General features: G+C 69.2%; 23 protein-coding genes and 1 pseudogene. 5 read left to right on the forward strand and 19 right to left on the reverse strand.

Annotation, left to right across the window (positions count from 1 at the left end; all coding sequences use genetic code 11):
* Positions 1-21 precede the first annotated feature (21 nt).
* A complete protein-coding gene (gene betA, locus AB0J16_RS47920) occupies positions 22-1,659 on the reverse strand; it encodes a choline dehydrogenase (RefSeq protein WP_358552743.1) in 1,638 nt (545 codons plus the stop codon).
* Positions 1,660-1,786: 127 nt separating this feature from the next.
* Here betA and AB0J16_RS47925 point away from each other — a divergent pair, with 127 nt between their 5' ends.
* Complete coding sequence (locus AB0J16_RS47925) at positions 1,787-2,566, forward strand: IclR family transcriptional regulator (protein ID WP_358552745.1); 780 nt, start codon at positions 1,787-1,789, stop codon at positions 2,564-2,566.
* Here AB0J16_RS47925 and AB0J16_RS47930 read toward each other — a convergent pair.
* Genes AB0J16_RS47930 through AB0J16_RS47955 form a run of 6 tightly spaced genes read right to left on the reverse strand, consistent with a single transcriptional unit; the run spans position 2,532 to position 9,171 of the window.
* The gene (locus AB0J16_RS47930) at positions 2,532-4,784 is read right to left on the reverse strand and encodes an FdhF/YdeP family oxidoreductase (protein ID WP_358552747.1); all 2,253 of its coding nucleotides are present in this window, start codon (positions 4,782-4,784) and stop codon (positions 2,532-2,534) included. The genes AB0J16_RS47925 and AB0J16_RS47930 overlap by 35 nt on opposite strands.
* Complete coding sequence (locus AB0J16_RS47935) at positions 4,784-5,899, reverse strand: aromatic ring-hydroxylating dioxygenase subunit alpha (protein WP_358552749.1); 1,116 nt, start codon at positions 5,897-5,899, stop codon at positions 4,784-4,786. The genes AB0J16_RS47930 and AB0J16_RS47935 overlap by 1 nt, the downstream gene beginning before the upstream one ends.
* 29 nt (positions 5,900-5,928) lie before the next feature.
* A complete protein-coding gene (locus tag AB0J16_RS47940; protein ID WP_358552751.1) occupies positions 5,929-6,552 on the reverse strand; it encodes an MBL fold metallo-hydrolase in 624 nt (207 codons plus the stop codon).
* Complete coding sequence (locus AB0J16_RS47945) at positions 6,552-7,637, reverse strand: S-(hydroxymethyl)mycothiol dehydrogenase (RefSeq protein ID WP_358552753.1); 1,086 nt, start codon at positions 7,635-7,637, stop codon at positions 6,552-6,554. Before AB0J16_RS47945 ends, AB0J16_RS47940 begins: the two co-directional genes overlap by 1 nt.
* A gap of 14 nt (positions 7,638-7,651) precedes the next feature.
* Positions 7,652-8,824, reverse strand: a complete 1,173-nt coding sequence (locus AB0J16_RS47950; RefSeq protein ID WP_358552755.1) for an FAD-dependent oxidoreductase — start codon at positions 8,822-8,824, stop codon at positions 7,652-7,654.
* Positions 8,821-9,171 (reverse strand): bifunctional 3-phenylpropionate/cinnamic acid dioxygenase ferredoxin subunit, encoded by a 351-nt coding sequence (locus tag AB0J16_RS47955; protein ID WP_358552757.1) that lies wholly within the window; start codon positions 9,169-9,171, stop codon positions 8,821-8,823. The genes AB0J16_RS47950 and AB0J16_RS47955 overlap by 4 nt, the downstream gene beginning before the upstream one ends.
* A 179-nt stretch (positions 9,172-9,350) precedes the next feature.
* Here AB0J16_RS47955 and AB0J16_RS47960 point away from each other — a divergent pair, with 179 nt between their 5' ends.
* Positions 9,351-9,554: an amidase family protein gene (locus tag AB0J16_RS47960; RefSeq protein ID WP_358552759.1), complete on the forward strand. Its 204-nt coding sequence runs from the start codon at positions 9,351-9,353 to the stop codon at positions 9,552-9,554.
* Between the two features lie 127 nt (positions 9,555-9,681).
* On the opposite strand, the gene AB0J16_RS47965 is transcribed toward AB0J16_RS47960, so the two are convergent.
* The 4 genes from AB0J16_RS47965 to AB0J16_RS47980 form a co-directional block, all read right to left on the reverse strand.
* Positions 9,682-9,834: a hypothetical protein gene (locus AB0J16_RS47965; protein ID WP_358552761.1), complete on the reverse strand. Its 153-nt coding sequence runs from the start codon at positions 9,832-9,834 to the stop codon at positions 9,682-9,684.
* A gap of 4 nt (positions 9,835-9,838) precedes the next feature.
* Positions 9,839-10,717 carry a RidA family protein gene (locus AB0J16_RS47970; protein WP_358552763.1) on the reverse strand — a complete coding sequence of 293 codons (879 nt, stop codon included), beginning with the start codon at positions 10,715-10,717 and terminating at the stop codon, positions 9,839-9,841.
* A 945-nt stretch (positions 10,718-11,662) separates the two neighbouring features.
* Complete coding sequence (locus AB0J16_RS47975; RefSeq protein WP_358552765.1) at positions 11,663-12,400, reverse strand: hypothetical protein; 738 nt, start codon at positions 12,398-12,400, stop codon at positions 11,663-11,665.
* A gap of 156 nt (positions 12,401-12,556) precedes the next feature.
* On the reverse strand, positions 12,557-13,183 hold the full coding sequence (locus AB0J16_RS47980; RefSeq protein ID WP_358552767.1) for a ParB N-terminal domain-containing protein: 627 nt from the start codon (positions 13,181-13,183) through the stop codon (positions 12,557-12,559).
* A 327-nt stretch (positions 13,184-13,510) separates the two neighbouring features.
* Between AB0J16_RS47980 and AB0J16_RS47985 the strand changes: the two genes are divergently transcribed.
* Positions 13,511-13,834, forward strand: coding sequence for a hypothetical protein (locus AB0J16_RS47985; protein WP_358552769.1), 324 nt, complete (start codon positions 13,511-13,513; stop codon positions 13,832-13,834).
* On the opposite strand, the gene AB0J16_RS47990 is transcribed toward AB0J16_RS47985, so the two are convergent.
* The gene (locus tag AB0J16_RS47990; protein ID WP_358552771.1) at positions 13,831-14,163 is read right to left on the reverse strand and encodes a hypothetical protein; all 333 of its coding nucleotides are present in this window, start codon (positions 14,161-14,163) and stop codon (positions 13,831-13,833) included. The genes AB0J16_RS47985 and AB0J16_RS47990 overlap by 4 nt on opposite strands.
* Before the next feature lie 7 nt (positions 14,164-14,170).
* On the opposite strand from AB0J16_RS47990, the gene AB0J16_RS47995 reads away from it, so the two are divergent.
* Positions 14,171-14,611, forward strand: a complete 441-nt coding sequence (locus AB0J16_RS47995; protein WP_358552773.1) for a hypothetical protein — start codon at positions 14,171-14,173, stop codon at positions 14,609-14,611.
* On the opposite strand, the gene AB0J16_RS48000 is transcribed toward AB0J16_RS47995, so the two are convergent.
* Positions 14,589-15,797: an acyl-CoA dehydrogenase family protein gene (locus tag AB0J16_RS48000; RefSeq protein ID WP_358552774.1), complete on the reverse strand. Its 1,209-nt coding sequence runs from the start codon at positions 15,795-15,797 to the stop codon at positions 14,589-14,591. The two genes, AB0J16_RS47995 and AB0J16_RS48000, sit on opposite strands and share 23 nt — an antisense overlap.
* 130 nt (positions 15,798-15,927) lie before the next feature.
* Entirely contained in the window at positions 15,928-17,094 is a 1,167-nt protein-coding gene (locus tag AB0J16_RS48005) for an MFS transporter (protein ID WP_358552776.1), read from the reverse strand.
* A 229-nt stretch (positions 17,095-17,323) separates the two neighbouring features.
* On the opposite strand from AB0J16_RS48005, the gene AB0J16_RS48010 reads away from it, so the two are divergent.
* On the forward strand, positions 17,324-17,908 hold the full coding sequence (locus tag AB0J16_RS48010) for a TetR family transcriptional regulator (RefSeq protein WP_358552778.1): 585 nt from the start codon (positions 17,324-17,326) through the stop codon (positions 17,906-17,908).
* 342 nt (positions 17,909-18,250) lie between these two features.
* Here AB0J16_RS48010 and AB0J16_RS48015 read toward each other — a convergent pair whose 3' ends face one another.
* The 5 genes and pseudogenes from AB0J16_RS48015 to AB0J16_RS48035 form a co-directional block, all read right to left on the reverse strand.
* Positions 18,251-19,225 carry a hypothetical protein gene (locus AB0J16_RS48015; RefSeq protein WP_358552780.1) on the reverse strand — a complete coding sequence of 325 codons (975 nt, stop codon included), beginning with the start codon at positions 19,223-19,225 and terminating at the stop codon, positions 18,251-18,253.
* Positions 19,226-19,541: 316 nt separating this feature from the next.
* A pseudogene (locus AB0J16_RS48020) lies at positions 19,542-19,853 on the reverse strand (heavy metal translocating P-type ATPase); the annotation flags it as partial.
* A 135-nt stretch (positions 19,854-19,988) separates the two neighbouring features.
* Complete coding sequence (locus AB0J16_RS48025) at positions 19,989-20,198, reverse strand: cation transporter (protein ID WP_358552782.1); 210 nt, start codon at positions 20,196-20,198, stop codon at positions 19,989-19,991.
* A gap of 18 nt (positions 20,199-20,216) precedes the next feature.
* Complete coding sequence (locus AB0J16_RS48030; protein WP_358552784.1) at positions 20,217-20,498, reverse strand: metal-sensitive transcriptional regulator; 282 nt, start codon at positions 20,496-20,498, stop codon at positions 20,217-20,219.
* A gap of 67 nt (positions 20,499-20,565) precedes the next feature.
* Complete coding sequence (locus AB0J16_RS48035) at positions 20,566-22,077, reverse strand: hypothetical protein (protein ID WP_358552786.1); 1,512 nt, start codon at positions 22,075-22,077, stop codon at positions 20,566-20,568.
* Between the last annotated feature and the right edge of the window lie 42 nt (positions 22,078-22,119).

The raw sequence follows: 22,119 nt of genomic DNA on the forward strand, positions 1-22,119 counted from the left end.
TGGCGGCCATGCCGCATCTCCTCACGCGCGGTGCCGGTAGAACTCGGTCGTCTCGGGCGGAAGCGGGGTGTTGCCGAGGATCAGGTCGGCCGCCTTCTCCGCCAGCATCATGACCGGCGCGTAGATGTTGCCATTGGTCACGTACGGCATGGCCGAGGCGTCCACCACGCGCAGCCCCTCAAGGCCGCGTACGCGCATGGTCTCCGGGTCGACCACCGACATCTCGTCGCAGCCCATCCGGGCCGTACACGAGGGGTGCAGAGCCGTCTCCCCATCCTTGGCGACCCAGTCCAGAATCTCCTCGTCGGTCTCGACGGACGGCCCGGGTGACAGCTCCCCGGTGCTGAACTCGGCCAGGGCGGGCGCGCCGAGGATGGCGCGGGTCACCCTGACGGCCTCCACCCACTCCCGCCGGTCCTGCTCGGTGGACAGGTAGTTGAACCGCAGGGCGGGGTGCTCCCGCGGGTCGACGCTCTTGATCTTGACCGACCCGCGGGCGTCGGAGTACATCGGCCCGACGTGCACCTGGTAACCGTGCCCGCCGGCCGGCGCTGTGCCGTCGTAGCGCACGGCGATGGGCAGGAAGTGGAACATCAGGTTGGGGTAGTCGACGTCGTCGTTGCTGCGTACGAAGCCGCCGGCCTCGAAGTGGTTGGTCGCTCCTGGCCCGCTGCGCGCGAACAGCCACTGCGCGCCGATCCAGGGATGGCGCCACTTCCGCAGGTTCGGCTGCATGGACACCGGCTGGGCGCAGCCGTGCTGGATGTAGACCTCCAGATGGTCCTGCAGGTTCTCGCCGACGCCCGGCAGGTCGTGCACCACGTCGACGCCGAGGGCGGCCAGCTCCCCCGCGTTGCCGACGCCGGACAACTGCAGCAGCTGGGGCGAGTTGATCGCGCCACCGGAGAGGATGACCTCCTTGGCGCGTACGGTGCCGCCGTCGTACTCCACCCCGATCGCTCGGGCGCCCTCGAAGAGGATCCTCGTCACGAACGCACGGGTCTTGACCGTGAGGTTGGGACGCTTCAGCACGGGGTGCAGGTAGGCCCGCGCGGCGCTGAGCCGGCGGCCCCGCCGGATGTTGCGGTCGAACCGGGCGAAGCCCTCCTGACGGTAGCCGTTGACGTCGTCCGTGAGCGGGTAGCCGGCCTGCTGGACGGCCTCGAAGAAGGCCCCGAACAAGGGGCTGCTCGCCGCTCCGCGCTCCAGCGCCAGCGGGCCGTCGTGACCACGGAAGGGGGTGCCCGGGTCGGCCAGGCAGTTCTCCATCCGCTTGAAGTACGGCAGGCAATGCGCGTAGTCCCAGCTCTTCATGCCCGGGTCGGCGCCCCAGCGCTCGTAGTCGAGGGGGTTGCCGCGCTGGAAGATCATGCCGTTGATGCTGCTGGAGCCGCCGAGCACCTTTCCGCGGGCGTGGTAGATCCGCCTGCCGCCCATGTACGGCTCCGGCTCGGACTCGTACCGCCAGTCATAGAAACGGTTGCCGATGGGAAAGGGCAGGGCCGCGGGCATGTGGATGAACACGTCCCACGGATAGTCCGATCGGCCGGCCTCCAGGACCAGCACCTGCGTGGCGGGGTCCGCGGAGAGCCGGTTGGCCAGGGCGCACCCCGCCGAGCCGCCGCCCACGATGACGAAGTCGTACTGCTGTGGCGTCATAGTGCCTCGTCTCATCACACGTTTCACCAAATCGTAGCGCTATACGCATCGCGTTTCACTACTCGCAACAAGAGATCTTTTGGCATAGCGAATCGACGAAGTTCCCCGTTGCACTTACAGTTTCGCTATGAGCAACGATGCGGGCAGCGGAGGCGTACAGTCGGTCGACAGGGCGATCAGCGTGCTGGAGATCCTCTCCCAGCGCGGCGAGGCAGGCGTGAGCGAGGTAGCCGCCGAGATCGACGTGCACAAGTCGACGGCCTTCCGGCTGCTCGGCGCGCTCGAGGCGCGCGGTCTGGTGGAACAGGCCGAGGACCGCGGCAAATACCGTCTGGGCTTCGGCATCATCCGGCTGGCCGGCGGGGTCAGCACGCAGATGGACATCACCGGCCGCGCCCGGCCGATCTGCAACCGGCTGGCCGGGGAGATCGGCGAGACGGTGAACATCGCCGTGCTCCGCTCCGCCCACGCGGTCAACCTCGACCAGGTGCGCGGCCCCTCGGCGATCACCACCTACAACTGGGTCGGCCAGATCACCCCGCTGCACGCCACTTCCAGCGGCAAGGTGCTGCTCGCCTACCAGGACTTCAGCGAACGCGCCCGGCTGCTGTCGGACGGCGAACTCGAGAGCTTCACGCCCAAGACGATGGTCGACCCCGACGCGCTGGAGCTGCAGCTCGCGCAGACACGGCAGACGGGCTACGCCTTCTGCCTGGAGGAGCTCGAAGAGGGACTGAACGCCATGGCCGCGCCCATCCGCTCCTATCACGGCGAGGTCGTCGCCGCGATCAGCGTCTCGGGGCCGGCCTACCGCTTCAGCGTCGAGCGCATCCACGAACTCGCCCCCACCCTCATCAGCGGCGCCGATGAGATCAGCCACCGGCTGGGCTACGCGGGCCAGCCCTGAGCAGCCGGATCACCACGCTCTTCGAGGTCGGGGTGTTGGACGTCTCTGCCACCGAGTCGAGTGGCACCAGCACGTTCGTCTCTGGGAAGTAAGCCGCGCAGCAGCCTCGGGCCGTGGGGTAGGCGATCACCCTGAACCCCGCGGCCGTGCGCTCGCCGTCGGGCCACTCGCTGACCAGGTCCACCAGTTCGCCGTCGGCCAGCTCGCGCTCGGCCAGGTCGTCCGGGTGTACGAAGATCACCCGGCGGCCCGCCTTGACCCCGCGGTAGCGGTCGTCGAGCCCGTAGATCGTGGTGTTGTACTGGTCGTGGCTGCGGACGGTCTGCAGCAACAGCCGGCCGGGAGGCACCCGCAGCACCTCCAGCTCGTTGACGGTGAAGTTGGCCCTCCCCGTCGCGGTCGGGAAGCGGCGCTCATCCCTCGGCGCGTTGGGCAGCGCGAACCCGGCGGGCGCCCGCGCGTTGAAGTCCTCGAACCCGGGGACGACCCGCGCGATGCGGTCCCTGATCGCGCCATAGTCGCGCTCGAACTCCGCCCACGGCACGTGCGGGTCGTCAGCGAAGAGCTCGCGCGCCAGCCGGCTGACAACGGCCACTTCCGGTAGCAGGTCCGGGGAGCCGGGCTTGAGCCTGCCCCGGGAGGCGTGGACGAGGCCCATCGAGTCCTCGACGGTCACATAGCCGCCGGGATCGCGCTCGGTGCGCCCGAGCACCGGCAGGATCAGCGCCTCCTCGCCGCACACCGCGTGGGAGCGGTTGAGCTTGGTGGACACCTGCACGGTCAGCCTGGTACGGCGCAGCGCGGCCTCCGTCACGTCACTGTCGGGCGTGGCCCGGACGAAGTTGCCGCCCAGGCCGAAGAAGACCTTGGCCGCCCCATCACGCATGGCACGGATCGCCTCGACCGTGTCGAGGCCGTGGCGGCGGGGCGGCTCGAAACCGAACTCCTCGCGCAGCGCGTCGAGAAAGGCCGCGGACGGCTTCTCGTAGATGCCCATCGTCCGGTCGCCCTGCACGTTCGAGTGGCCGCGCACCGGGCACACGCCCGCCCCGCTCCGACCGACGTTGCCGCGTAGCAGCAGGAAGTTGACCACCTCCCTGATCGTCGCCACGGAGTTGCGGTGCTGGGTCAGGCCCATCGCCCAGCAGACGACGACCGAGCGGGCCGTACGGACCTCACCCGCCGTCTCCTCCAGTTCCGCCCGGGTCAGACCCGTCGCCTGGAGGACCTTCTCCCAGTCGAGCGCGCGAAGGTGCTTCTCCCACACCTCGAACCCATAGGTGTACTCGTCGATGAAGGCCCGGTCGGCGCTGTCGATGAGCAGCAGGGACAGCGCCTGGAACAGCGCCATGTCACCGTTGAGCCGGATCTGCAGGAACCGGTCGGCGAGCGCGGTACCGCGGCCCGCCCCCGAAGGGCGCTGCGGGTTCTTGAAGCGCAGCAGGCCCGCTTCGGGCAGCGGGTTGACCGCGATGATCCGCGCCCCGCCACGCTTGGCCCGCTCCAGCGCGGTGAGCATGCGGGGATGGTTGGTGCCGGGGTTCTGGCCCACCACGAAGATGAGCTCGGCCCGGTGCAGGTCCTCCAGCGACACCGTGCCCTTGCCGATACCCAGTGTCTCGGTCAGGGCCGAGCCGCTGGACTCGTGACACATGTTGGAGCAGTCAGGCAGGTTGTTGGTGCCGAACCTGCGCACGAGGAGCTGATAGGCGAAGGCCGCCTCGTTGGAGGTGCGGCCGGAGGTGTAGAAGACGGCCTCGTCGGGGCCGTCGAGGGCGCGCAACTCCCTGGCGATGATCTCGAACGCCCGCGACCAGGTGATCGGCTGGTAGTGCTCCGCGCCGGGCGGCTTGTGCATCGGCTCGGTCAGCCGGCCCTGCCTGCCGAGCCAGTGGTCGCTACGGACGGCCAGGTCCGCCACCGGGTGCGCGGCGAAGAACTCCCGCCCGACCCGGCGCGTGGTGGCCTCTTCGGCGACGGCCTTCGCGCCGTTCTCGCAGAACTCGGCGGGGCTGCGATGCTCGCCCTCGGGCCAGGCGCAGCCGGGACAGTCGAAGCCGTCCTTCTGGTTCACCCGCAGCAGCGTGCGCACGGTTCGGGCGGCGCCCATCTCGCGATGGGCGATCTCCAGCGCGTGCCCCACGGCGGGCAGGCCGCCCGCCCACTCCTTGGGCGGGCCGACCCTGAGTCCCTCGTCTTCGTTCCCGCCTGTCACCATCAGCCGATCCGGTCCTGGACCCACTCGTGGAAGGCGCCGATGTGGTGCTCGCTCGGCACCAGCACGCCGCCGTCGCGGTACGTACGCGAGCTCATGGCGGGCTGGCAGCGTTCGCAGGCGTCGAAGTCCTGCTCATTGACCCGGTGGAAGAGCTCGACCGACTTGTCCAGGTCTTTGCCTGTGGCCACCACGTCGGGCAGGTAGAGCCAGTCGCATTCGACCACCGTGCGATCGACCGCGAGCGGGAACATCCGGTGCAGGATGACGTGATCGGGCACCAGGTTGATGAAGACCTGCGGCTTGATGGTGATGGCGTAGTAGCGCCGGTCCTGGTCCTCATTCACGCCCGGGATGCGGTCGAGTCCGGCCGAGCCGTCGACGGTGAAGCCTTCGATCCGCTCGCCGAACTCCGCGCCGTGGCCGACGAAGTACTGTGCGGCGAACCCGTCGGCGAACTCGGGCAGCACCTCGGTCAGCTCAGGGTGGATCGTGGCGCAGTGGTAGCACTCCATGAAGTTCTCGACGATGAGCTTCCAATTGGCCTTGACGTCGTAGACAATCCGCCGGCCCACCGACAATCCGGCCACGTCGTAGTTGTCGATGAGGTCCGGCGCGCCCAGCCGCTCGGCCACCGCGCCCTGCACGTCCCGCTCGAACGGCGGCGGCTCGTCGGCCAGGCAGACCCACACGTAGCCGAGCCACTCGCGCACGTGCGCCTTGACCAGCCCGTACTGCACCCGGTCCAGGTCGTTCATCTTGGTCAGGTTGGGCGCCGCGATCAGCTTGCCGTCGAGGTCGTAGGTCCACGCGTGATATGGACACTGAAAGGTCCGCTTGACCTCGCCCGACTCCTCAGTGCGCAAAGTGGCGCCCCGGTGGCGGCAGACGTTGAAGAAGGCGCGGACCGACCCGTCGCGTGCCCGGCTGATGAGCATGCTCTCGGCGCCGACCCGTACCGTCTTGAAGGCGCCTGGTCTGGGCAGGTCGGACGAGCGCACCGCGCAGAACCACATCGTCTCGAAGATGTTCTTCTGCTCCAGCGCGAAGATCTCCGGATCGGTGTAGTAGCGGCCCGGGAGGGTGGGGATCACGCTGGAGGTGGTTGAAGTGGTCACGGGACTACTCCTCTGTGTAACGGGCCGGGTCAGTGTCCTCGGCGGATCCAGTCCTCGAGCTGCGGAGCCTCGGCTCCGATGCCGGTGTCGTCGCCGTGCCCCGTGTGCACCACCGTCTCCGGGGGCAGCGTGAGCAGGGACCGGCTGATCGACGCCATGATCGTGGGGAAGTCGCTGTACGACCTGCCCGTGGCCCCCGGGCCGCCCTGGAAGAGGGTGTCACCGGAGAACAGCACGCCGTGCTCGGGCACGTACAGGCACACCGCTCCCGGGGCATGCCCGGGAGTGTGCAGGACGTGCACGGCCGCGTCGCCGATCCGGAGGATCTGCCCGTTCTCCAGCGGACCGTCCGGCACGGCGCCGACGTGCGCGAGCTTCCAGAGCGGCTCGTCGTCCGGGTGCAGGAGCACCGGTGCACCGGTGTGCGCGGCCAGTTCGGGGGCGGCGTTCACGTGGTCGTCGTGGGCGTGCGTGCACACGATCCCGGCCACCCGGCGGTCGCCCACGGCCCGCGCGATCGCCTCGGCGTCGTGCGCCGCGTCGATCACGAGGACCTGGTCGTCGTCACCCAGCAGCCAGACGTTGTTGTCGACCTCCCACCTCCCGCCGTCCAGACTGAAAGTGCCCGAGGTGACCAGGCGCTCGATCCGCATCACAGCACCACCACAGAGCGGAGCACCTCGCCGTGGTGCATCTTGGCGAAGGCGTCCTCGACATCGCCCAACTCGATGGTCTCGGTGACGAACGCGTCGAGGTCGAAGCGGCCCTGCAAGTAGAGGGAGACGAGCATGGGGAAGTCGCGGCTCGGCAGGCAGTCGCCGTACCAGCTCGACTTCAGCGCGCCGCCGCGGCCGAAGACGTCGAGCAGCGGCAGTTCCAGCGTCATCTCCGGGGTGGGCACACCCACGAGGACAGCGGTCCCGGCCAGGTCCCGGGAGTAGAACGCCTGCTTGAACGTCTCCGGCCGGCCTACGGCGTCGATCACGACGTCGGCGCCGAAGCCACCGGTGAGCTCCCTGATCCGCTCGATGGGATCGGCCTGCCCGGCGTTCACCGTGTGGGTCGCGCCGATGCCACGCGCCCAGTCGAGCTTCCTGTCGTCCACGTCCACGGCGATGATCGTCGTAGCGCCGGCCAGCCGTGCTCCGGCGATCGCCGCGTTGCCGACGCCGCCGCACCCGATGACCGCGACCGAGTCGCCGCGGCTGACCGCGCCGGTGTTGACGGCGGCGCCCAGCCCGGCCATCACGCCGCAGCCGAGCAGCCCGGCGGCGGCCGGGGAGGCGGCCGGGTCGACCTTGGTGCACTGCCCGGCGGCCACCAGCGTCTTGTCGGCGAACGCGCCGATGCCGAGCGCGGGGCTGAGCGGCGTGCCGTCCGCCAGTGTCATCTTCTGGGTGGCGTTGTGGGTGGCGAAGCAGTATTGCGGGCGACCCCTCAAGCAGGACCGGCAGGCCCCGCACACCGCCCGCCAGTTGAGGATCACGAAATCGCCGGGCGCCACGTCGCTGACATCGGGGCCGACGGCCTCGACCACTCCGGCGGCCTCGTGGCCGAGCAGGAACGGGAAGTCGTCGTTGATGCCGCCTTCGCGGTAGTGCAGATCGGTGTGGCAGACACCGCAGGCTCGCACCTTGACCAGCGCCTCGCCGGGACCTGGGTCCGGTACGAGGATCGTCTCCAGGCTGACCGGCTTGCCTTTGCCCATCGCGACCACGCCGCGCACTTCATGAGTCATGGTTCACTCCTGTTTCAGCCGGTCTGGACCGGCGCGGTCTCCAAACGGCGGCGCCAGCGGGTGAACAGCCGGACCTGGTTGACGCCCAGCACCGCCACCGGCCGGTCTCCCTGTCGGTAGACGGCGAGGAAGCTGTGGTTCGCCGGGTCGCCCTCCTCCACGGTCACCGTGTCCGCGTCGCCCGCGTGCCCGATGAACTGGATCTTCACGTCGTACTGGTCGGACCAGAAGTATGCCGGGCGCGCGGGCTCGGGGCGGGCGGTGCCGCCGGACAGCAGCGTCGCCGCGGCGACCGCGGCCCGCTGGCGGGCGCCGGTCCAGTGTTCGACCCGGTGGTGCCTGCCCCATGCCGGGTCGTACCAGGCCGCGCAGTCGCCGACCGCGACGATGCCCGGCACGGAGGTGCCACCGCCCTCGTCGCACAGCACCCCGTCGCCCAGTTCGACACCGCTTCCGTGGAGCCAGCCGATGCTGGGCACTGCGCCGATCCCGACGACCACGACATCGGCGGGCAGGTACGTGCCGTCGCCCAGCCGTACACCATCGGCCCGGTCCGTTCCGGTCACCTCGGTGACGTACGCGCCGTGTACCAGCCGGACGCCGCGCCGTTCGTGCAGGTCGCCGATGGCGTGCCCCATCGTGAGGCCGATCACGCCGGCCAGCGGCGCCTGCCCCGACTCGACGAGGGTCACGTCGAGGCCGAGTTCGCGGGCGCTGGCGGCGACCTCGGCGCCGATGAAGCCGCCGCCGATCACCACCAGCCTCCTGGTGGTCGCCAGGTCGGCGCGCAGCGCGCGAGCGTCGTCGAGGGTGCGCAGCGTGTGCACACCGCGTAGCGCCTCCGTCCCCGGCAGCGTGCGTGCGGCCGCGCCGGTGGCGATCACGATGCCGTCCGCCACGAGCGACGTGCCGTCGCTCAGCGCGATCCGGCGGGCGGTCGCCTGCAGGCCGGTGGCGGCCACGCCCAGCCGCCATTCGATGTCCTGCTGCTCGTCGCCGCCTTCCAGCGCCAGATCGTCCTCGCCGATCGTGCCCTTGAGGAAGTCCTTGGACAGGGGTGGCCGGTCGTAGGGCCGGTGCTCCTCGGCGCCGACGACGACGAGCCGCCCCCCGTAGCCCTGGCTCCGCAGGGCCCGAGCCGTCAGCAGCCCGGCCAGCGAGGCGCCGACCACGCAGACCGTCTTCACGCCTGCCCTTTCAGGGTGATGCCCGGCGGCAGGTTGGGCGGCGCGTCCGACAGCACGACGTAGATGACGTCGTTCTCGACGACGACCTGGTGGATGCGGACCGGCCGCTTCGCGGGAGGAGCGTCCACCTCGCCGGTGCGCAGGTTGAACCGCGAGGCGTGCAGCGGGCACTCGACCTCGCAGCCCTCCAGCCAGCCGTCGGCCAGTGAGGCGTCCTGATGGGTGCAGGTGTCGTCGATCGCCAGGATGTCGCCCTCATCTGTGTGGAAGACCGCGATGGGCGGATCGACATCTAGACGGAGGGCCTCACCTCGCGGTAGTGAGGCAAGAGGGCACGCTGGGATCATTGTCACACCCCGGTTTCACAACGAGCAACGTCTAGCGCTATACGCAACAGATTGAGGGCGCGGCATGCGGATGTCAAGACTGGTTTGCGAGGACTTCCAGCAGGGTGTCGGATTAGCCAGATATCGGCCGGTTCCGTCCAGAGACCGGCCCGTCGTTTCTGCGGATCACCGAAACCCAGATGATCTCCTTCACCGCGGTCTGCGACATCACCGGCCTGCCGGCGATCAGCCTTCCGCTGCACACCTCCCCCACCGGCCTCCCCATCGGCGCCCAGCTCGTGGCGGGTCCCTGGGACGAGGCCGTGCTCATCCGCCTCGCCTCCGCCCTGGAGACGGTGGACCCACGGCCATTGCGCCGCCCCTCACGTTTCACCGTGAGCTAGGTGGCCGCGGGCCGTACGTTCCTCGGGGGTTGGATCGCCGCTGTCATCGGCGAGTTCGCCACCCCGCCGCCGGGGTGGCCTTCAGCCATGTCAGGCGCGGGGAACAGCTCGCGGAACCGCGCCGGAGTCATCGGCGCGGGACCACGACCATGCCCTCGATCTCCACCGCCAGCTCGGTGGTCGCCAACGCGGCGACCACCGCGAGAGAGTGCGCGGGCCAGTCGCCGTCCGGATACCACCGGCCGAACACCTCCTGGCGGGCGGCTCTGCAGCCGTCCAAGTGCTCAGTGCCCCGCCACCAGCGTCATCAGCTTCACCAGGTGCTCGTGTCCGACGGCGAGGGAGTCGAGCAGCCGCTCGATGTCGGCGAAGATCTGCCGCGTCTGCGACCGCGCGTCAGGGCCCGCCAGGGTGCCATCGTCCAGCACGCCGACCTGTCGGCGGATCATAGGCGGTCTCTTTTCTCGTGACACGTTCATCCGGGTCCACGCTAGACGCGAGCCCCACTGGCCCGGACCATCCGCGAGACTGATTTCAGATAGTCGAAATATGGTTTCAAGCTGCTGCGAAATCCAGGGCGCGGGCGGCAGAGCGACGTCCCCGATCGACGGTTGCACGGCAGGGCCGGCGAAGCGCAGCAGCGCGTCCGTGATCGGCCCGGTCGAGCCTGCGAGCGTGGTCACCGCCTGGGCGAGCTGGTTGGGTGCCCCGGCCCAGGTGGGTTCGGCTTCGTCCCGCCACAGCGTGCCCGGCACCTCGACCACGGCCGTGATGGGGGCGGTCGCGGCGCCGGTGTTTACCTCTGGTTCACTGGCGGCGGTGATCGTCACGTCGGCGACGCGGACGAGGCTGCCTGCCTGGTAGCGCAGCTTCATCAGCCGGTGCCGGGTACCGAGGAGTGCGGACAGGGCCTCCAGGTTGCGCTCCATCTGCTCGTAGCCGCCGTTCGCTCCCGAAGGGTTGGCCGACGTGACCTTGAACGTCAGGCCGAACGTCGTGGCCTCCAGATCGAGGCCGACGACTGGGATGTCCCCGCGCCGGCCCGGCACGCTGACCTTGACGGCCCGCGCGCCGGGCCAGGGCCTGCGCTGTGTCCCCTTCTTGGTCCGCCAGCAGCCGGCCGGGTGGTCCAGCGGCACGCCGTCGAGTGAGTAGCTCGGCACCCTCAGAGGCTCCCATCGCGCCGACGTACTGGAGGCTGCGGTTCACGCTCCCGCTCGTGGGTTCCGCCTGCGGGTAGTGGTTCGTCACGTTGACCACAGTCCGGGACGAGGCGCGGCCGCCGCCGAGCCCGCCTGGGACGGGCCCACCGGGATTCACCTCCTGGGGTTCGGGGTGGGGTGAAGCCAGCGGCCGGAAGCCGTTCGAGCACACCCGCTCCGATCGGCCGGTAAGTGTCCGGCAGATGTCCTGTTGCTGCCCTGGTCCGGCATGGAAGGAGATCCGATGCTCATTGTGTGTGATCCAACTACATCGAGCGATGGAGTGATCTATGCGTCTCAAGCAAGTATTGGCGGCCATCGCCACCGCGGCTGCCGTTATGGCCGGTGTCCTGGCGGGGTCGCCAGCCGCGTCGGCGGCACCGAGCGCACAGGCGGCACAGGTGGCTGCCGACTGCAACGGATACCAGCCGTGGGCCTACGCACCTGGACGAAACGGCGACGTGATCACGGGCATCGGATCATGTGGTAGCCAGACCATCACGGTAGAGATCTGGATAGACGTCTCAGGCGGGTTCGACAGGCAGGTTGCCTGCTGCCCTAGGGGAACCAGCCCAGTTACGGCGTATGCGTACTGCAGCCGGTCGGGCCGCGGAAACTACTACACCGTGGCGAGAACCCCCATGGGAACTGTCGAGTCCGCACGACGGCTGCTCTGCTAGCCGAGCCGCGTGCTGAAAACCCGGCCTCCATCTCGCGCTACAGACCCCGTCGAGAAAGCGGCGCCTCACCGTCGCTCGCCGGGGTCCGGGGCGCGGGCCAGACGCGAGTCACACGTCAGCAGGCCGTGCAACCGTGTCCGCAGCCATCTCCACGATCTGGCGCGCAGCTCGCCGAGGTCGATGCCGTACACCTCGTGCAGGTCGGGCTCGACGAGCGCCCAGCGGCTCAGGATGTCTTGCCATGAGACGGTGCGGCCTTTCGAGATCGAGAGGCCGTCGTCCGGGTCGTAGTAGTCCCGGAGCCCCGTGACCGAGTCGAGGTCGCCGCCGCTGCTCGACGCGTCGCCCGGTGCGGGGCCGAGGCTTCCCCCGTGGCCCCCGAGGCCCAGATCTTCACGGCCGCGTCCTCGCCGGCCGCGACATCGCAGTGGCGGATGAGCCGGATGGCGCGACGATTCTCACGGGCATCTCCATCGGTGCCGTTGACGTCACGGTGCAACTGGCTGAGGGGCCTCCGCCTCGCGATCTGGACAGCTGGGAGGAGATCGTCGAGGTCTCCATCGAATCCACGAGCGGATCGCTCATCGTTTGCGGGCTCGATGGAGACCTCCCCAAACTCCCGAACCTTGCCTGGCAGGGGGAGGGCTTCTACCGGCTTCGGGTGCACGCGCGAGGGCGTGACACCATGCCGGATGGTTCGGCCGGCGCCACCCCGGTTGAGCACTACCTGATCATCGTGGCAGGCGGAACCCCAGCCGGACATGCCGGCGACCTTCGCGACCTGGCGGTCCACGACCGACGTGAACTCGTCGATGACGACCAGGTCGCCCGACTCGGCCAAGGCCCGCGCGATCGACGCGCGGAACGCCTCCCCGTTGGACAGGGTCCGGTATGGCCGAAGCCACGCCGGCGGCGAGGACAGGCCAACCGCGCCGAGCAGCGCCACGATGTCCTTGATGGACATGCCGTCCCATGGCCCAGGAGTTGCTCATCCGCTCCTCCACGGGCACGTCGAACAGGCCCTGGAGCTGCAGCACTCGGGCGGTCTTGTGGACCGGTGCCGATACGGTGATCTCGGCTCGCACCGCACGACCTTCCAAGGGGTAGCGGGCGGCAGGGGTTACATCAGGGCGCGGACGTTCCAGCCCTGACCGGCGAGTTGGTTGAGGAGCTGCACCTGCTGCGCTTCGCTGTCGCAGGTGACCACGACGCCCCAGACGACAGGCCGCGTGTGGGACTCGGCGTCGCCCGGCTCGGGCAACTCCTCCTCGTCTTCAGTGCCAGCCTGGTCGGCACGGCCACCCGCGCCCGGAGCGCGGTTGGGGGCGAGTGCCACCGCGTTGTCGGCGGCGATTGCTTCGGCCAGGTCGTCGAGGTCCTGCTCTGTCCACCCGGTGCCGTCGAGGTCGTCGAGGCTGCGCAGCAGCTCGGCAAGGGCCTGATCGTCGTACCCGCCGATCTCTGCGGTGCGGTTGTCGGCGAGGAGGATGCGAAGCGCGGCAGCGTCGTCCACGTCGAGGATCAGGACGGGCACCTGGCCCAGGCCCTTGGCCTTCGCGCCGCGCCAGCGATGCTCACCGGCGATGATCCGCATCCGCGACTTCTGGACCAAGACGGTGCCGTAGAAGCCGTTCTTCTCGATCGACTCGGCGATCACGTCCACGTCGCCCTGGTGGGGGTTGTCCGGATGCGGCTCAAGGTCGCCGACCGGAACCATGTGGTACGTCTGCGAGACGATGCCAGGCACGACACCTCCGGAAGAGGAAGGATGGTTAGATCGCAGGCGAGCGCCGGTCGTCCGTGCGTGGCATAGGGATGCCTGAGGCGCGCTGATTGCGGCCGTGTAGGGCGATGTTTCGTGACCTGGTCGGCATCGTGACAATTCGTTCGCCGAACGTGTCGCCACGAGTTGGGTCCGTGTCCGGAAGCGGGTAGGCAGCTCAAGACCTAATCTTCGAACGGCGTTGGCACCAGTGCCCTCGACACACCTGCCAGCACGGCAATACCCATAAGCACACCTCACAGCACAGATAGTTGTCTGTGTATCAATCATGGGGAGACAGGAGATAACACCATGACGAACCCCATCACCGGAGCCGCAAAGGGTGCCCTACAGGGAGCCACCGGGCAGCTCGACGCAAAGAAGGGCAGGCTGGAAAGCAAGGTCGTGTACTCGAAGGCCGGCCTGGCGAACGGTCAGGACATCGTGGTTAACGTTCCCGAGGGCTACACGCTCACCGGTGGTGGTCTCGAAGCCTATCGGCCGGTCACCACGACCAAGAACCGCCCCACCGACGACGGCATGGGATGGGTGGTCAACGCCGCCGGTGACGATGGTTATGGCAACAAGAACACCAAGGTGTGGTCCTACGTGGTAGGGACCCGCATCGTCTACTAGTCCGTTGACGAACAGCGGATTCCAGAGGTGTCCACGACTGCCATTGCAACGGCTTGCCACTGCCTACTGGTTGACCCAGATCGATTCGACCGCGACGGCGCGTAGGTCCGAAGACGCCTGACGCACCCGATAGTCAACGCGACGCCCCCGGACAGCACCTCGTCGTACAGCTCCGACCGGTACCCCGACAGGACAACCGCGCCCCGGCAGGAGTTCAGCAGCTCCAGCAGGTGACGGTGCTGGTCGTCGGCCTCCATCTCTCCGCTGACGTTCCTCGTCGAACGGAGGTACGGCGGGTCCAGGTAGAACGCCGCCTCTGCCGAATCCATACGCTGGATGATCCAGCGTGTCACACTGCTCGCCCACGAACCGCGGCCGTACACCCTGCCCTGGGAAAAGCCCACTGGGAAACCGCGTACTCACAACATGCTGTTCCGCTGGGCCACCGACGATCTACACGTCCGGCACCGGAACTACGACTTGACCGTCTGGAAGCCTGCGCTGGTCGCGGCTGGGGTCCTTCCCGAGCCGACCAGGGACGCACATGGTCGGCGTCAGTACCTCAACAATCGGCAGCAGGGCACGCACCAGCTTCGCCACTACTTCGCCAGCGTCACTCTGGCGGGTGGCGTGACAATCAAGGACTTATCCGAGTACCTGGGGCACACCGATCCGGCGCTTACGCTCCGTGTCCATGCGCACATGCTGCCCTCGTCGCACAACCGAGTCCGCGAGGCCATCGATCGGCAGCTACTCAGCGGACCGGCAAGCCGGTAACGGCCCGGCCGATGATCAACCGCTGGATCTCGGACGTCCCCTCGAAAATGGTGTAGATCTTCGCGTCCCGGTGGAAGCGTTCCACCGGATGTTCCCTCGTATACCCCGCCCCGCCCAGGATCTGGATCGCCTGCTCCGTCACCCACACCGCAGTCTCCCCCGCCACCAGTTTCGACATCGAGCCCTCCGCCTGCCCGAACTGCCGGCCCATCCGGGCCATCCAGGCCGCGCGCCAGGTGAGCAGGCGGGCCATGTCCACGCGGGTCGCCATGTCGGCGAGCAGGAAGGCGATCGCCTGGTTCTCGCCGATCTTGCGGCCGAACTGCTCGCGTTCGCGCGCGTAGTCCCTGGCGTACTCGAAGGCGGCCCTGGCGATGCCGACGGCCATCGCGGCCACCGACGGGCGGGTGGTCTCGAAGGTACGCATCGCCGCCTGCTCGCCCGCGCGTCCGCCGTTGCGGACGCGGGCGAGGCGGGCGTCGAGTTTGTCCTTGCCGCCGAGGAGGCAGGAGCCGGGGACGCGGACGTCGTCCAGGACGACCTCGGCGGTGTGGGAGGCGCGGATGCCGTGTTTGCGGAACTTCTGCCCCATCGACAGGCCGGGGGTGCCGGGTGGGATGACGAAGGTGGCCTGGCCTCGGGTGCCCAGTGACGGTTCGACGGAGGCGACGACCACGTGGACGTTCGCGATGCCGCCGTTGGTGGCCCAGGTCTTGACGCCGTTCAGGATCCAGTCGCCGCCGGCGTACACCGCACGGGTACGGATCGAGCCGACGTCGGAGCCCGCGTCCGGTTCGGAGGCGCAGAAGGCGCCCAGCTTGACGTCGTTCTCCGTGCCGAACATCTGCGGAAGCCACTCCCCCATCTGCTCCGGCGTGCCGTTCGCGGACAGTGCGGCGGCGGCCAGGCCGGTGCCGACGATGGACAGGCCGATGCCCGCGTCGCCCCAGAAGATCTCCTCGAACGCCACCGGCAGCGCCAGGCCGCTCTCCTCGAACCACTGGGTGGCGAAGAAGTCCAGCGAGTACAGGCCGATCTTGGCGGCCTCCTGGATGACGGGCCAGGGGGTCTCTTCGCGTTCGTCCCACTCCGCGCCTGCTGGGCGGATCACGTCGCGGGCGAACGTATGCACCCAGTCCCGCACCTCGGCGACGTCGTCGCCTAACTCCGGACAGAAGCCGCCCATGCTGTTACTCCCTGAAAAATCCCGCCAAACACCCAAGACCACGCTCACGGTACGGCCACTCAGAGCCGACCGTTACCACTGGTAACACCCTACCGGCCAGTAGCCCATCACCGGAAGCCCGGCATACGCGTCAACGGCCTCGGGACAGGGTCGAGGCCAGTACGGCCGCGGCGGCCAAGGCCATCGCGATCGCCAGGCCGTACATGAGCGGGCCGAACCCACCGAACGCGGCGGCCACCTGCGGGCCGACACTGCCACCGACGGCCAGGGCGAAGGAGAACAGCGCCAGCGCCGTGCCACGCGCTTGTCCCGCCCGCGCGGAGACCGCTTCGTTGAGGCTCGGCAGGCCACCGGTGATCGAGGCGACATAGACGGCGAGCAGGAGCACCAGCCCGAGTGCGGCGGCGGCCGTCCAGCCGATGACGGCCAGTGCGACGGCCCCCGCGAACAGCAGCGCCACGGCCCGCGTGGTCGCTGAGATCCGGCCCAGCCAGGGCATGAGCAGCGGTACGAGCACGATCGAGGGCAGGCCACCGGCGCGCAGGAGGAGCAGTTCGCTCGGCGATGCCATGCCGTAGATCTGCAATCCCGTGTAGACGGCCACGAAGCCGACCATCAGCACGATCGTCGCGACGTACCGCAGCACCAACACCCGGTCGAACAGCAGCCCCGGCACCGACCGGTACACCGACAACAGCGACCCCGACCCCTCCCGCGGCAGGTCGGGCAGCATGACGGCGCGCAGCCCGAGCGCGGCCAGCGCGAACCCGGCCGCAGACAGCCCGAACAGCCCGCGCCAGCCGAGCACACCCACCAGCAGTTGGGCGGCGACCTGCAGCAGTACGGCCGAGGCGAGGAACGCGCCGGTCACCGCGGCGATCGCCACGACCCTGCGCCTGGGCTCGACCCGCTCGGCCAGGTACGCCATGCCCGCCGGCGGGAACATCGCCACGGCCACCCCTTGCAGCGCCCGCAGCACGAAGGCCGCCTCCGGCGAGGGACTCAACGCCACCAGCGCGGTGGTGACGGCGGCCAGCGGCAGTCCCAGCAGGAGCAGCCTCCTGCGCCCGAACCGGTCGGACAACGGACCGAACACCAGGAAGCCAACGCCGTACCCGATGCCGAAGGCGGTGACCAGCCAGGTCAAGGCGCCGGTGGACGCGCCCCAACCGGCCGCCATGTCGTGCAGGAGCGGGATCACGACGTACAGCTGGCCGCTGACCAGGACCGCGGTGAGCACGAAGGCCACCATCGTCCGCCCGAACCGCGCGACAGCCGGGGCGGGTTCGGCCCGCACACGCTCACGAGCGATGACAGTCGAAAGGGAACCCGCAGGGTCGCGAGGAACCGACGTCGGCGCGGTTCGATCGCAAGTGGCCGGCGCCCGGCGTGGGCTTGGGCGGGCGGCGCGACGGCCGCGGATCACACGAGGAAAGGAGATAGCCATGTGCCGGGACGGTAGCCAACCAACTAGTTGGATGTCAACCAGACGGTTGGATTGCAACCAACCAGTTGGTGGTGGCAAGATGGACACCATGGCACCCAAGGTCTCGACCGCCGCCACCCGAGCCGCCCTGCTGGAGGCCGCGCGGGGGGAGTTCGCCGCGTACGGCGTCGCGGGCGCCCGCGTGGATCGCATCGCCGAGCGCGCGGGCGTCAACAAGGAGCGCATCTACGGCCATTTCGGCAGCAAGGAGAAGCTGTTCGACGCCGTCATCACCGAGGCGCTCGACGATCTGACCGCGCAGATCGCGCTGCCGGGCGCCGATCCGGGCGACTATGTGGCCAAGCTGACCGACTACTACCACGAGCACCCCGACCTGGTGCGCCTGCTGATGTGGGAGGCGCTCAACTACCGCGGCCAGGACCTGCTGCCCGGCCAGGAGGCCCGCGTCGCGCGCTGCGCGCGCAAGACGGCCTCGCTCGCCGAGGGCCGGGGCGAGGAGCCGGACGCGGCGACGGCGCGCAGGTTGTTCCTGCTGACGGGGCTGGCGTTGTTCCAGTCGATGATGCCGCAGCTCGCACGTATCATCCTGGGCGAGGACGCCGACTCCCCCGCGGGCCGCCGCGCCCTCCGCGACCAGGCCGCCGCCCTGGCCGCGCGCCCTTAAGACCCTTTACGACCAGTCTCTTGTACGGCAAGCCCGGTGGGCCCCACCCGCCGACCAGGGCTTGGGGCCTCCAGGAATACGGCCGCTGAGCCCGCACAGGGCCGGGCGCCGCAACAAGACGGCGACAAGCTCCCCCCGTCCCATCCCTGGTCAGAGCGTCGGGAAGGGGCCGTTCACTTGGTGGGTCTCGATCGGGGCGATGCCGGCCCGCGCCATGGGCCCCCGCCGAACCCAATGAGGGCGCGGCCGTCGTGGCCGGCGGCCGCGCCCTGGTACCCGATGCCGCCGGACGTCATCCCGGAGGACTGCTCGCTCGCTACGCGGCGAGTCGCGACAGTTCCATCACAGCAGCACCATGCACACGTACCCGCACGAGATGGCGCTCGCCCCGCAGTGCGCCTCAGCGGGGATGTCGAGTTGCCCGTAGAAGTTGTACGCCCACGTGACGATCTTGCCGCTGGCGGTCAGGGCCATGCTGGCCCAGATCCCGGCGGAGATCGCGACAACATCGGACTGTGCCTCGTACGGGACTTCCAGTTGTCCGTACTCGTTGTCGCCCCATGCGATCACGGCACCGTTTTTGAGGGCGAGGCTGAAACCGGCGCCCGCGGAGATGGCGGTGACACCGGACTGTGCTTCGGCGGGCACCGTCAGGTTCGCGGGAAGGTCAGGCCCCCAGGTGACGACGCGGCCGTCCTCCCGCAGCGCGAGAGCATGGCGTCTCGCGGACATCGCGACGATACCCTCCTTCGCCTCGTCGGGCACGGCGACATATCCATTCCATTGGATGACGCCGCCGTCCTTGAGAAACAGGCCATAGGAGTTTCCGCCGTTCGCGCCGGTGATCGCGGTGACACCGGATTTCGCCGCTTCGGGGAGGGCCAGCTGGGTGTCGTGGGTGCCGCCCCAGACGATCACGCCTCCGTCTCTGAGCGCGAAGGCATACGAGCCGGCTGTCGCGATCGCCGTGACGTCCTTGGTCACCGCGACAGGTACTCGAGCCAACCTTTGCTGGTTGCGGTCATTGAGGTTGAGGTTTCCCCAGAGGGTCACCCGCCCGTCCTTGAGCATCAGGTTGTACAGGTTCGCGCATGCTCCGTCCGAGATGGCGGTTACTCCCGACAACCCGGCCTCCGGCACTGCCGGGGCGTTGTACGGACCCCATTGGATGATCGTGCCACTGCCCGGAGCGCACACCGGCGGCTCGTACCCTTCGGTGGCGATTGATCCCGTCCCTGAGCGCGCTTGCGCAGGGGACACTTGCGAAACCGTCCCGCCCAACACGGCGGCCGGCAGGCCGACCGCGACCGTCCGCATGAGCTGACGTCTACTGAACACAAAACCTCCATGACGTGGCCTGATCCCCTTGCGGGGGCGTCGCCACCAGGCACCGGCGCTCGGTCAGCGCTTCTCTTACCTGGTCATGGCCGACATCTGTGGAGGCTACGAGATCGGACTTCCGCTTCTCTTCCGTTCCACTTCCGAACTGATGTTCGCGAAAACCGTTCTACGCCGGCCGGTCGGCATCTTCCGATCTTCGTTACCTGAAGCGCCGCAGCCGCAGGCTGTTGCCCACCACGAAGACGCTCGAGAATGCCATCGCCGCACCTGCGATCATCGGGTTGAGCAGCCTGAGCGCGAGGCCGATCACCATCGGCACGAAGATGCCGGAGACGCGGTCGGCCAGCCGCTGGACCCGCGCCGGTCTGCGCGGCCTCCACCAGCTGGCCATCTGGGCGGGCCGGGTGTCGGCGCCGACCCTGGTCGCGCGGGCCACGAGAGGACCGCCCGCGTTGACGGTGGCGCCGGTGACCGCGTCGCCGGGCCGCACCTCCATGGGGATGGACTCGCCGGTCAGCGTCGAGGCGTCGACGGCCGAGGAACCCTCCTCGATCACACCGTCGGTGGCGATCTTCTCGCCCGGCCGTACGACGAAGGTGTCGCCATCATCACCCGCCGGGGCGGCGGGTGGGGCGGGTGGGGCGGGCGCAGGTCATGCCGCCGATCGAGAGCTCGACGACGTTGCCGTCGGCCAGGGAGGTCTTCACCACCCCTTTCTCGCGTCAGTGATCGCCGTGCGTCACCGGTTCGCCACTTCGTAGCCGGCCTCGTTGACGGCGGCGACGATCTTCGCCTCGTCGATCAGGCCCTCGCTGTCCACGGTCAGCAGTCCGCTGGCCAGGTCCACCTCCACGGAGGTGACTCCGGCGACCTCGCCGACCTCTTCCTTGACCGAGCTCACGCAGTGGCCGCAAGTCATGCCCTTGACGGTGTAGGTGGCGGTGCTCATATCGATCAACCTTCCGGGTCAGGAACGAACAAGTCGGGCGATGGCGTCACTGGCCTCTTTGACCTTGGCCTGGGCCTCGGGACCACCTTGGAGGGTGGCTTCGGCGACGCAGTGATTCAGGTGCTCTTCGAGCAGGGACAGGGCGAACGACTGCAGGGCGCTGGTGGCCGCCGAGACCTGTGTGAGGATGTCGATGCAGTATTTGTCGTCCTCGACCATCCGCTGCAGGCCACGCACCTGGCCTTCGACCCGGCGCAACCGCCGCTGGTGGTCCTGCTTGTTGTCGGTGTAGCCGGCCATTCGCCGCTCCTCTCCCGCGCTCCGCCGTCGACTTTACTATACCCCCCTACCCTATGCGCGCCGGACGCTACCGCCAGTTCGCGGGTGGCCCGGCCGGGGTACGCTTCGCGCCCGGCCACAGCACCGCCAGCGTGTACGCGCACAGCACGGCGAAGCCGGCCCAGCCGGGCAGCGGAAAGTATCCGGCGGACGGCGCGTAGTGCGCGGTCACCTGCGGATACTCCACCGCCGTCTGCTGGACGGCGAAGCCCGCGGCCGGGGTGAGCCGCAGCAGCCATTGCGCCACGGTGTCGGGCAGCAGCGGCAGCGCGGCCACCGTGTAGGGCACGGCGACGAGCACCAGCGCGAGCAGGATCGCCGCCCAGCCGCGCCGCAGCAGGACCCCCAGCCCGTACGCCAGCACACCGCACAGCGCGAGCACCGCCGCGAGGCCGATGACGACCCGGGCGCCGGTCACCGGTGACAGCGGCTGCAGGTTGACGCCCTTACCGGTCAGGATCGCCAAGCCGGCTGTCACCGCCACGCCGACGGCGACGAGCCCGGCCACGAAGATCGCGCCGCCGGCCACCACGGCCCGCGCGGCCAGGACCTGGCGGGAAGCCGGCGTGCCGGACCGGGCGCCGAACCGGGCGGCCACGACCAGGACGATGATCAGTGCGATCACCAGGCCGAACAGCGTGGTCGTGACGGTCAAGCCGCCGCCATCGCCCCCACCCGGGCCGATGTCGCCGGTTCCGCTCACGGTGATGACGCCGTCCTTCTCGACCGCGCCGGAGGCGGTGTGGTGCTTCTCCCAGTCGGTGTGGTTCATCTCGCCGACGGACTCGCTGCGCCACTTGCCGCCGGCCGCGCCCGCCACGTTCTCGTCCCCGGCCGCGCCCGTCACCTCGACGTGGTCGAAGACCCCGGTGGCCTGCGTGAACCGGACCTCCTCGATGGCACCGCCGAGTCCGACCTCCCGTAAGGTGAGGTCACCGGGTGAGGCGGCGAACAGACCGGCCCGCACCGTCTCCGGCAGGCCCGCCAGGCGTACCGTCCCGACCGTCTGCCAGCTCCGGCCGTCGGCGGACTCCGCGCCGGTGATGGTGTCCCCGGACCGCGTCAGCCGCAGCCAGCGCGGGGATCCCGGCGACAGGCCGCCCGAGCTCCCGGCGATGTCCTGCCGATAGTCGGCCTGCATCCGCACGCCGTGGTGACCGGTCATCATGAGCGCCGCGTACGAGGAGCCCCGCCGGACGCCGTCCTTGATGATGATCCCGGCCTTGGCCCACGGCACCAGGCCGGAGACGATCTGGTCGTGGTTCGGCGGGGGGTAGGTGATCGTGCCGGTCATCGAGGTCATCCGTACGGTGATGACGCCGTTCGGGCCGAGGTCGCGGTGGTGGAACCAGAACTGGTCGTCGACGATCGAGCCGTCCGCGGCGGTCGGAGCGACCGGGCAGGGATCGCCGCAGTCGACAGTGGAGCTGAAGACCAGGCCGATGGCGATCACGATGAGGGCCGCCACCGCCAGGGCGATCAGGCGGCCGGGACGGCGGAAGGCCGTCCATTCCCGGTGGAGGAGTTGGGTGCTCAGCATGCGCTCGTTCTATGGGCGCGGGCCTAACATCACCCGAAGCGG

Source organism: Nonomuraea sp. NPDC049750 (assembly GCF_040659625.1).
Taxonomy (GTDB): domain Bacteria; phylum Actinomycetota; class Actinomycetes; order Streptosporangiales; family Streptosporangiaceae; genus Nonomuraea.

Excerpts from the sequence above, each read along its gene's own strand:
- betA (WP_358552743.1), bottom strand. The coding sequence starts at position 1,659 with ATGACGCCACAGCAGTACGACTTCGTCATCGTGGGCGGCGGCTCGGCG.
- AB0J16_RS47925 (WP_358552745.1), top strand. The coding sequence starts at position 1,787 with ATGAGCAACGATGCGGGCAGCGGAGGCGTACAGTCGGTCGACAGGGCG.
- AB0J16_RS47930 (WP_358552747.1), bottom strand. The coding sequence starts at position 4,784 with ATGGTGACAGGCGGGAACGAAGACGAGGGACTCAGGGTCGGCCCGCCC.
- AB0J16_RS47940 (WP_358552751.1), bottom strand. The coding sequence starts at position 6,552 with ATGCGGATCGAGCGCCTGGTCACCTCGGGCACTTTCAGTCTGGACGGC.
- AB0J16_RS47945 (WP_358552753.1), bottom strand. The coding sequence starts at position 7,637 with ATGACTCATGAAGTGCGCGGCGTGGTCGCGATGGGCAAAGGCAAGCCG.
- AB0J16_RS47955 (WP_358552757.1), bottom strand. The coding sequence starts at position 9,171 with ATGATCCCAGCGTGCCCTCTTGCCTCACTACCGCGAGGTGAGGCCCTC.
- AB0J16_RS47960 (WP_358552759.1), top strand. The coding sequence starts at position 9,351 with ATGATCTCCTTCACCGCGGTCTGCGACATCACCGGCCTGCCGGCGATC.
- AB0J16_RS47975 (WP_358552765.1), bottom strand. The coding sequence starts at position 12,400 with ATGTCCATCAAGGACATCGTGGCGCTGCTCGGCGCGGTTGGCCTGTCC.
- AB0J16_RS47985 (WP_358552769.1), top strand. The coding sequence starts at position 13,511 with ATGACGAACCCCATCACCGGAGCCGCAAAGGGTGCCCTACAGGGAGCC.
- AB0J16_RS47990 (WP_358552771.1), bottom strand. The coding sequence starts at position 14,163 with ATGGATTCGGCAGAGGCGGCGTTCTACCTGGACCCGCCGTACCTCCGT.
- AB0J16_RS47995 (WP_358552773.1), top strand. The coding sequence starts at position 14,171 with ATGATCCAGCGTGTCACACTGCTCGCCCACGAACCGCGGCCGTACACC.
- AB0J16_RS48000 (WP_358552774.1), bottom strand. The coding sequence starts at position 15,797 with ATGGGCGGCTTCTGTCCGGAGTTAGGCGACGACGTCGCCGAGGTGCGG.
- AB0J16_RS48010 (WP_358552778.1), top strand. The coding sequence starts at position 17,324 with ATGGACACCATGGCACCCAAGGTCTCGACCGCCGCCACCCGAGCCGCC.
- AB0J16_RS48015 (WP_358552780.1), bottom strand. The coding sequence starts at position 19,225 with ATGCGGACGGTCGCGGTCGGCCTGCCGGCCGCCGTGTTGGGCGGGACG.
- AB0J16_RS48025 (WP_358552782.1), bottom strand. The coding sequence starts at position 20,198 with ATGAGCACCGCCACCTACACCGTCAAGGGCATGACTTGCGGCCACTGC.
- AB0J16_RS48030 (WP_358552784.1), bottom strand. The coding sequence starts at position 20,498 with ATGGCCGGCTACACCGACAACAAGCAGGACCACCAGCGGCGGTTGCGC.
- AB0J16_RS48035 (WP_358552786.1), bottom strand. The coding sequence starts at position 22,077 with ATGCTGAGCACCCAACTCCTCCACCGGGAATGGACGGCCTTCCGCCGT.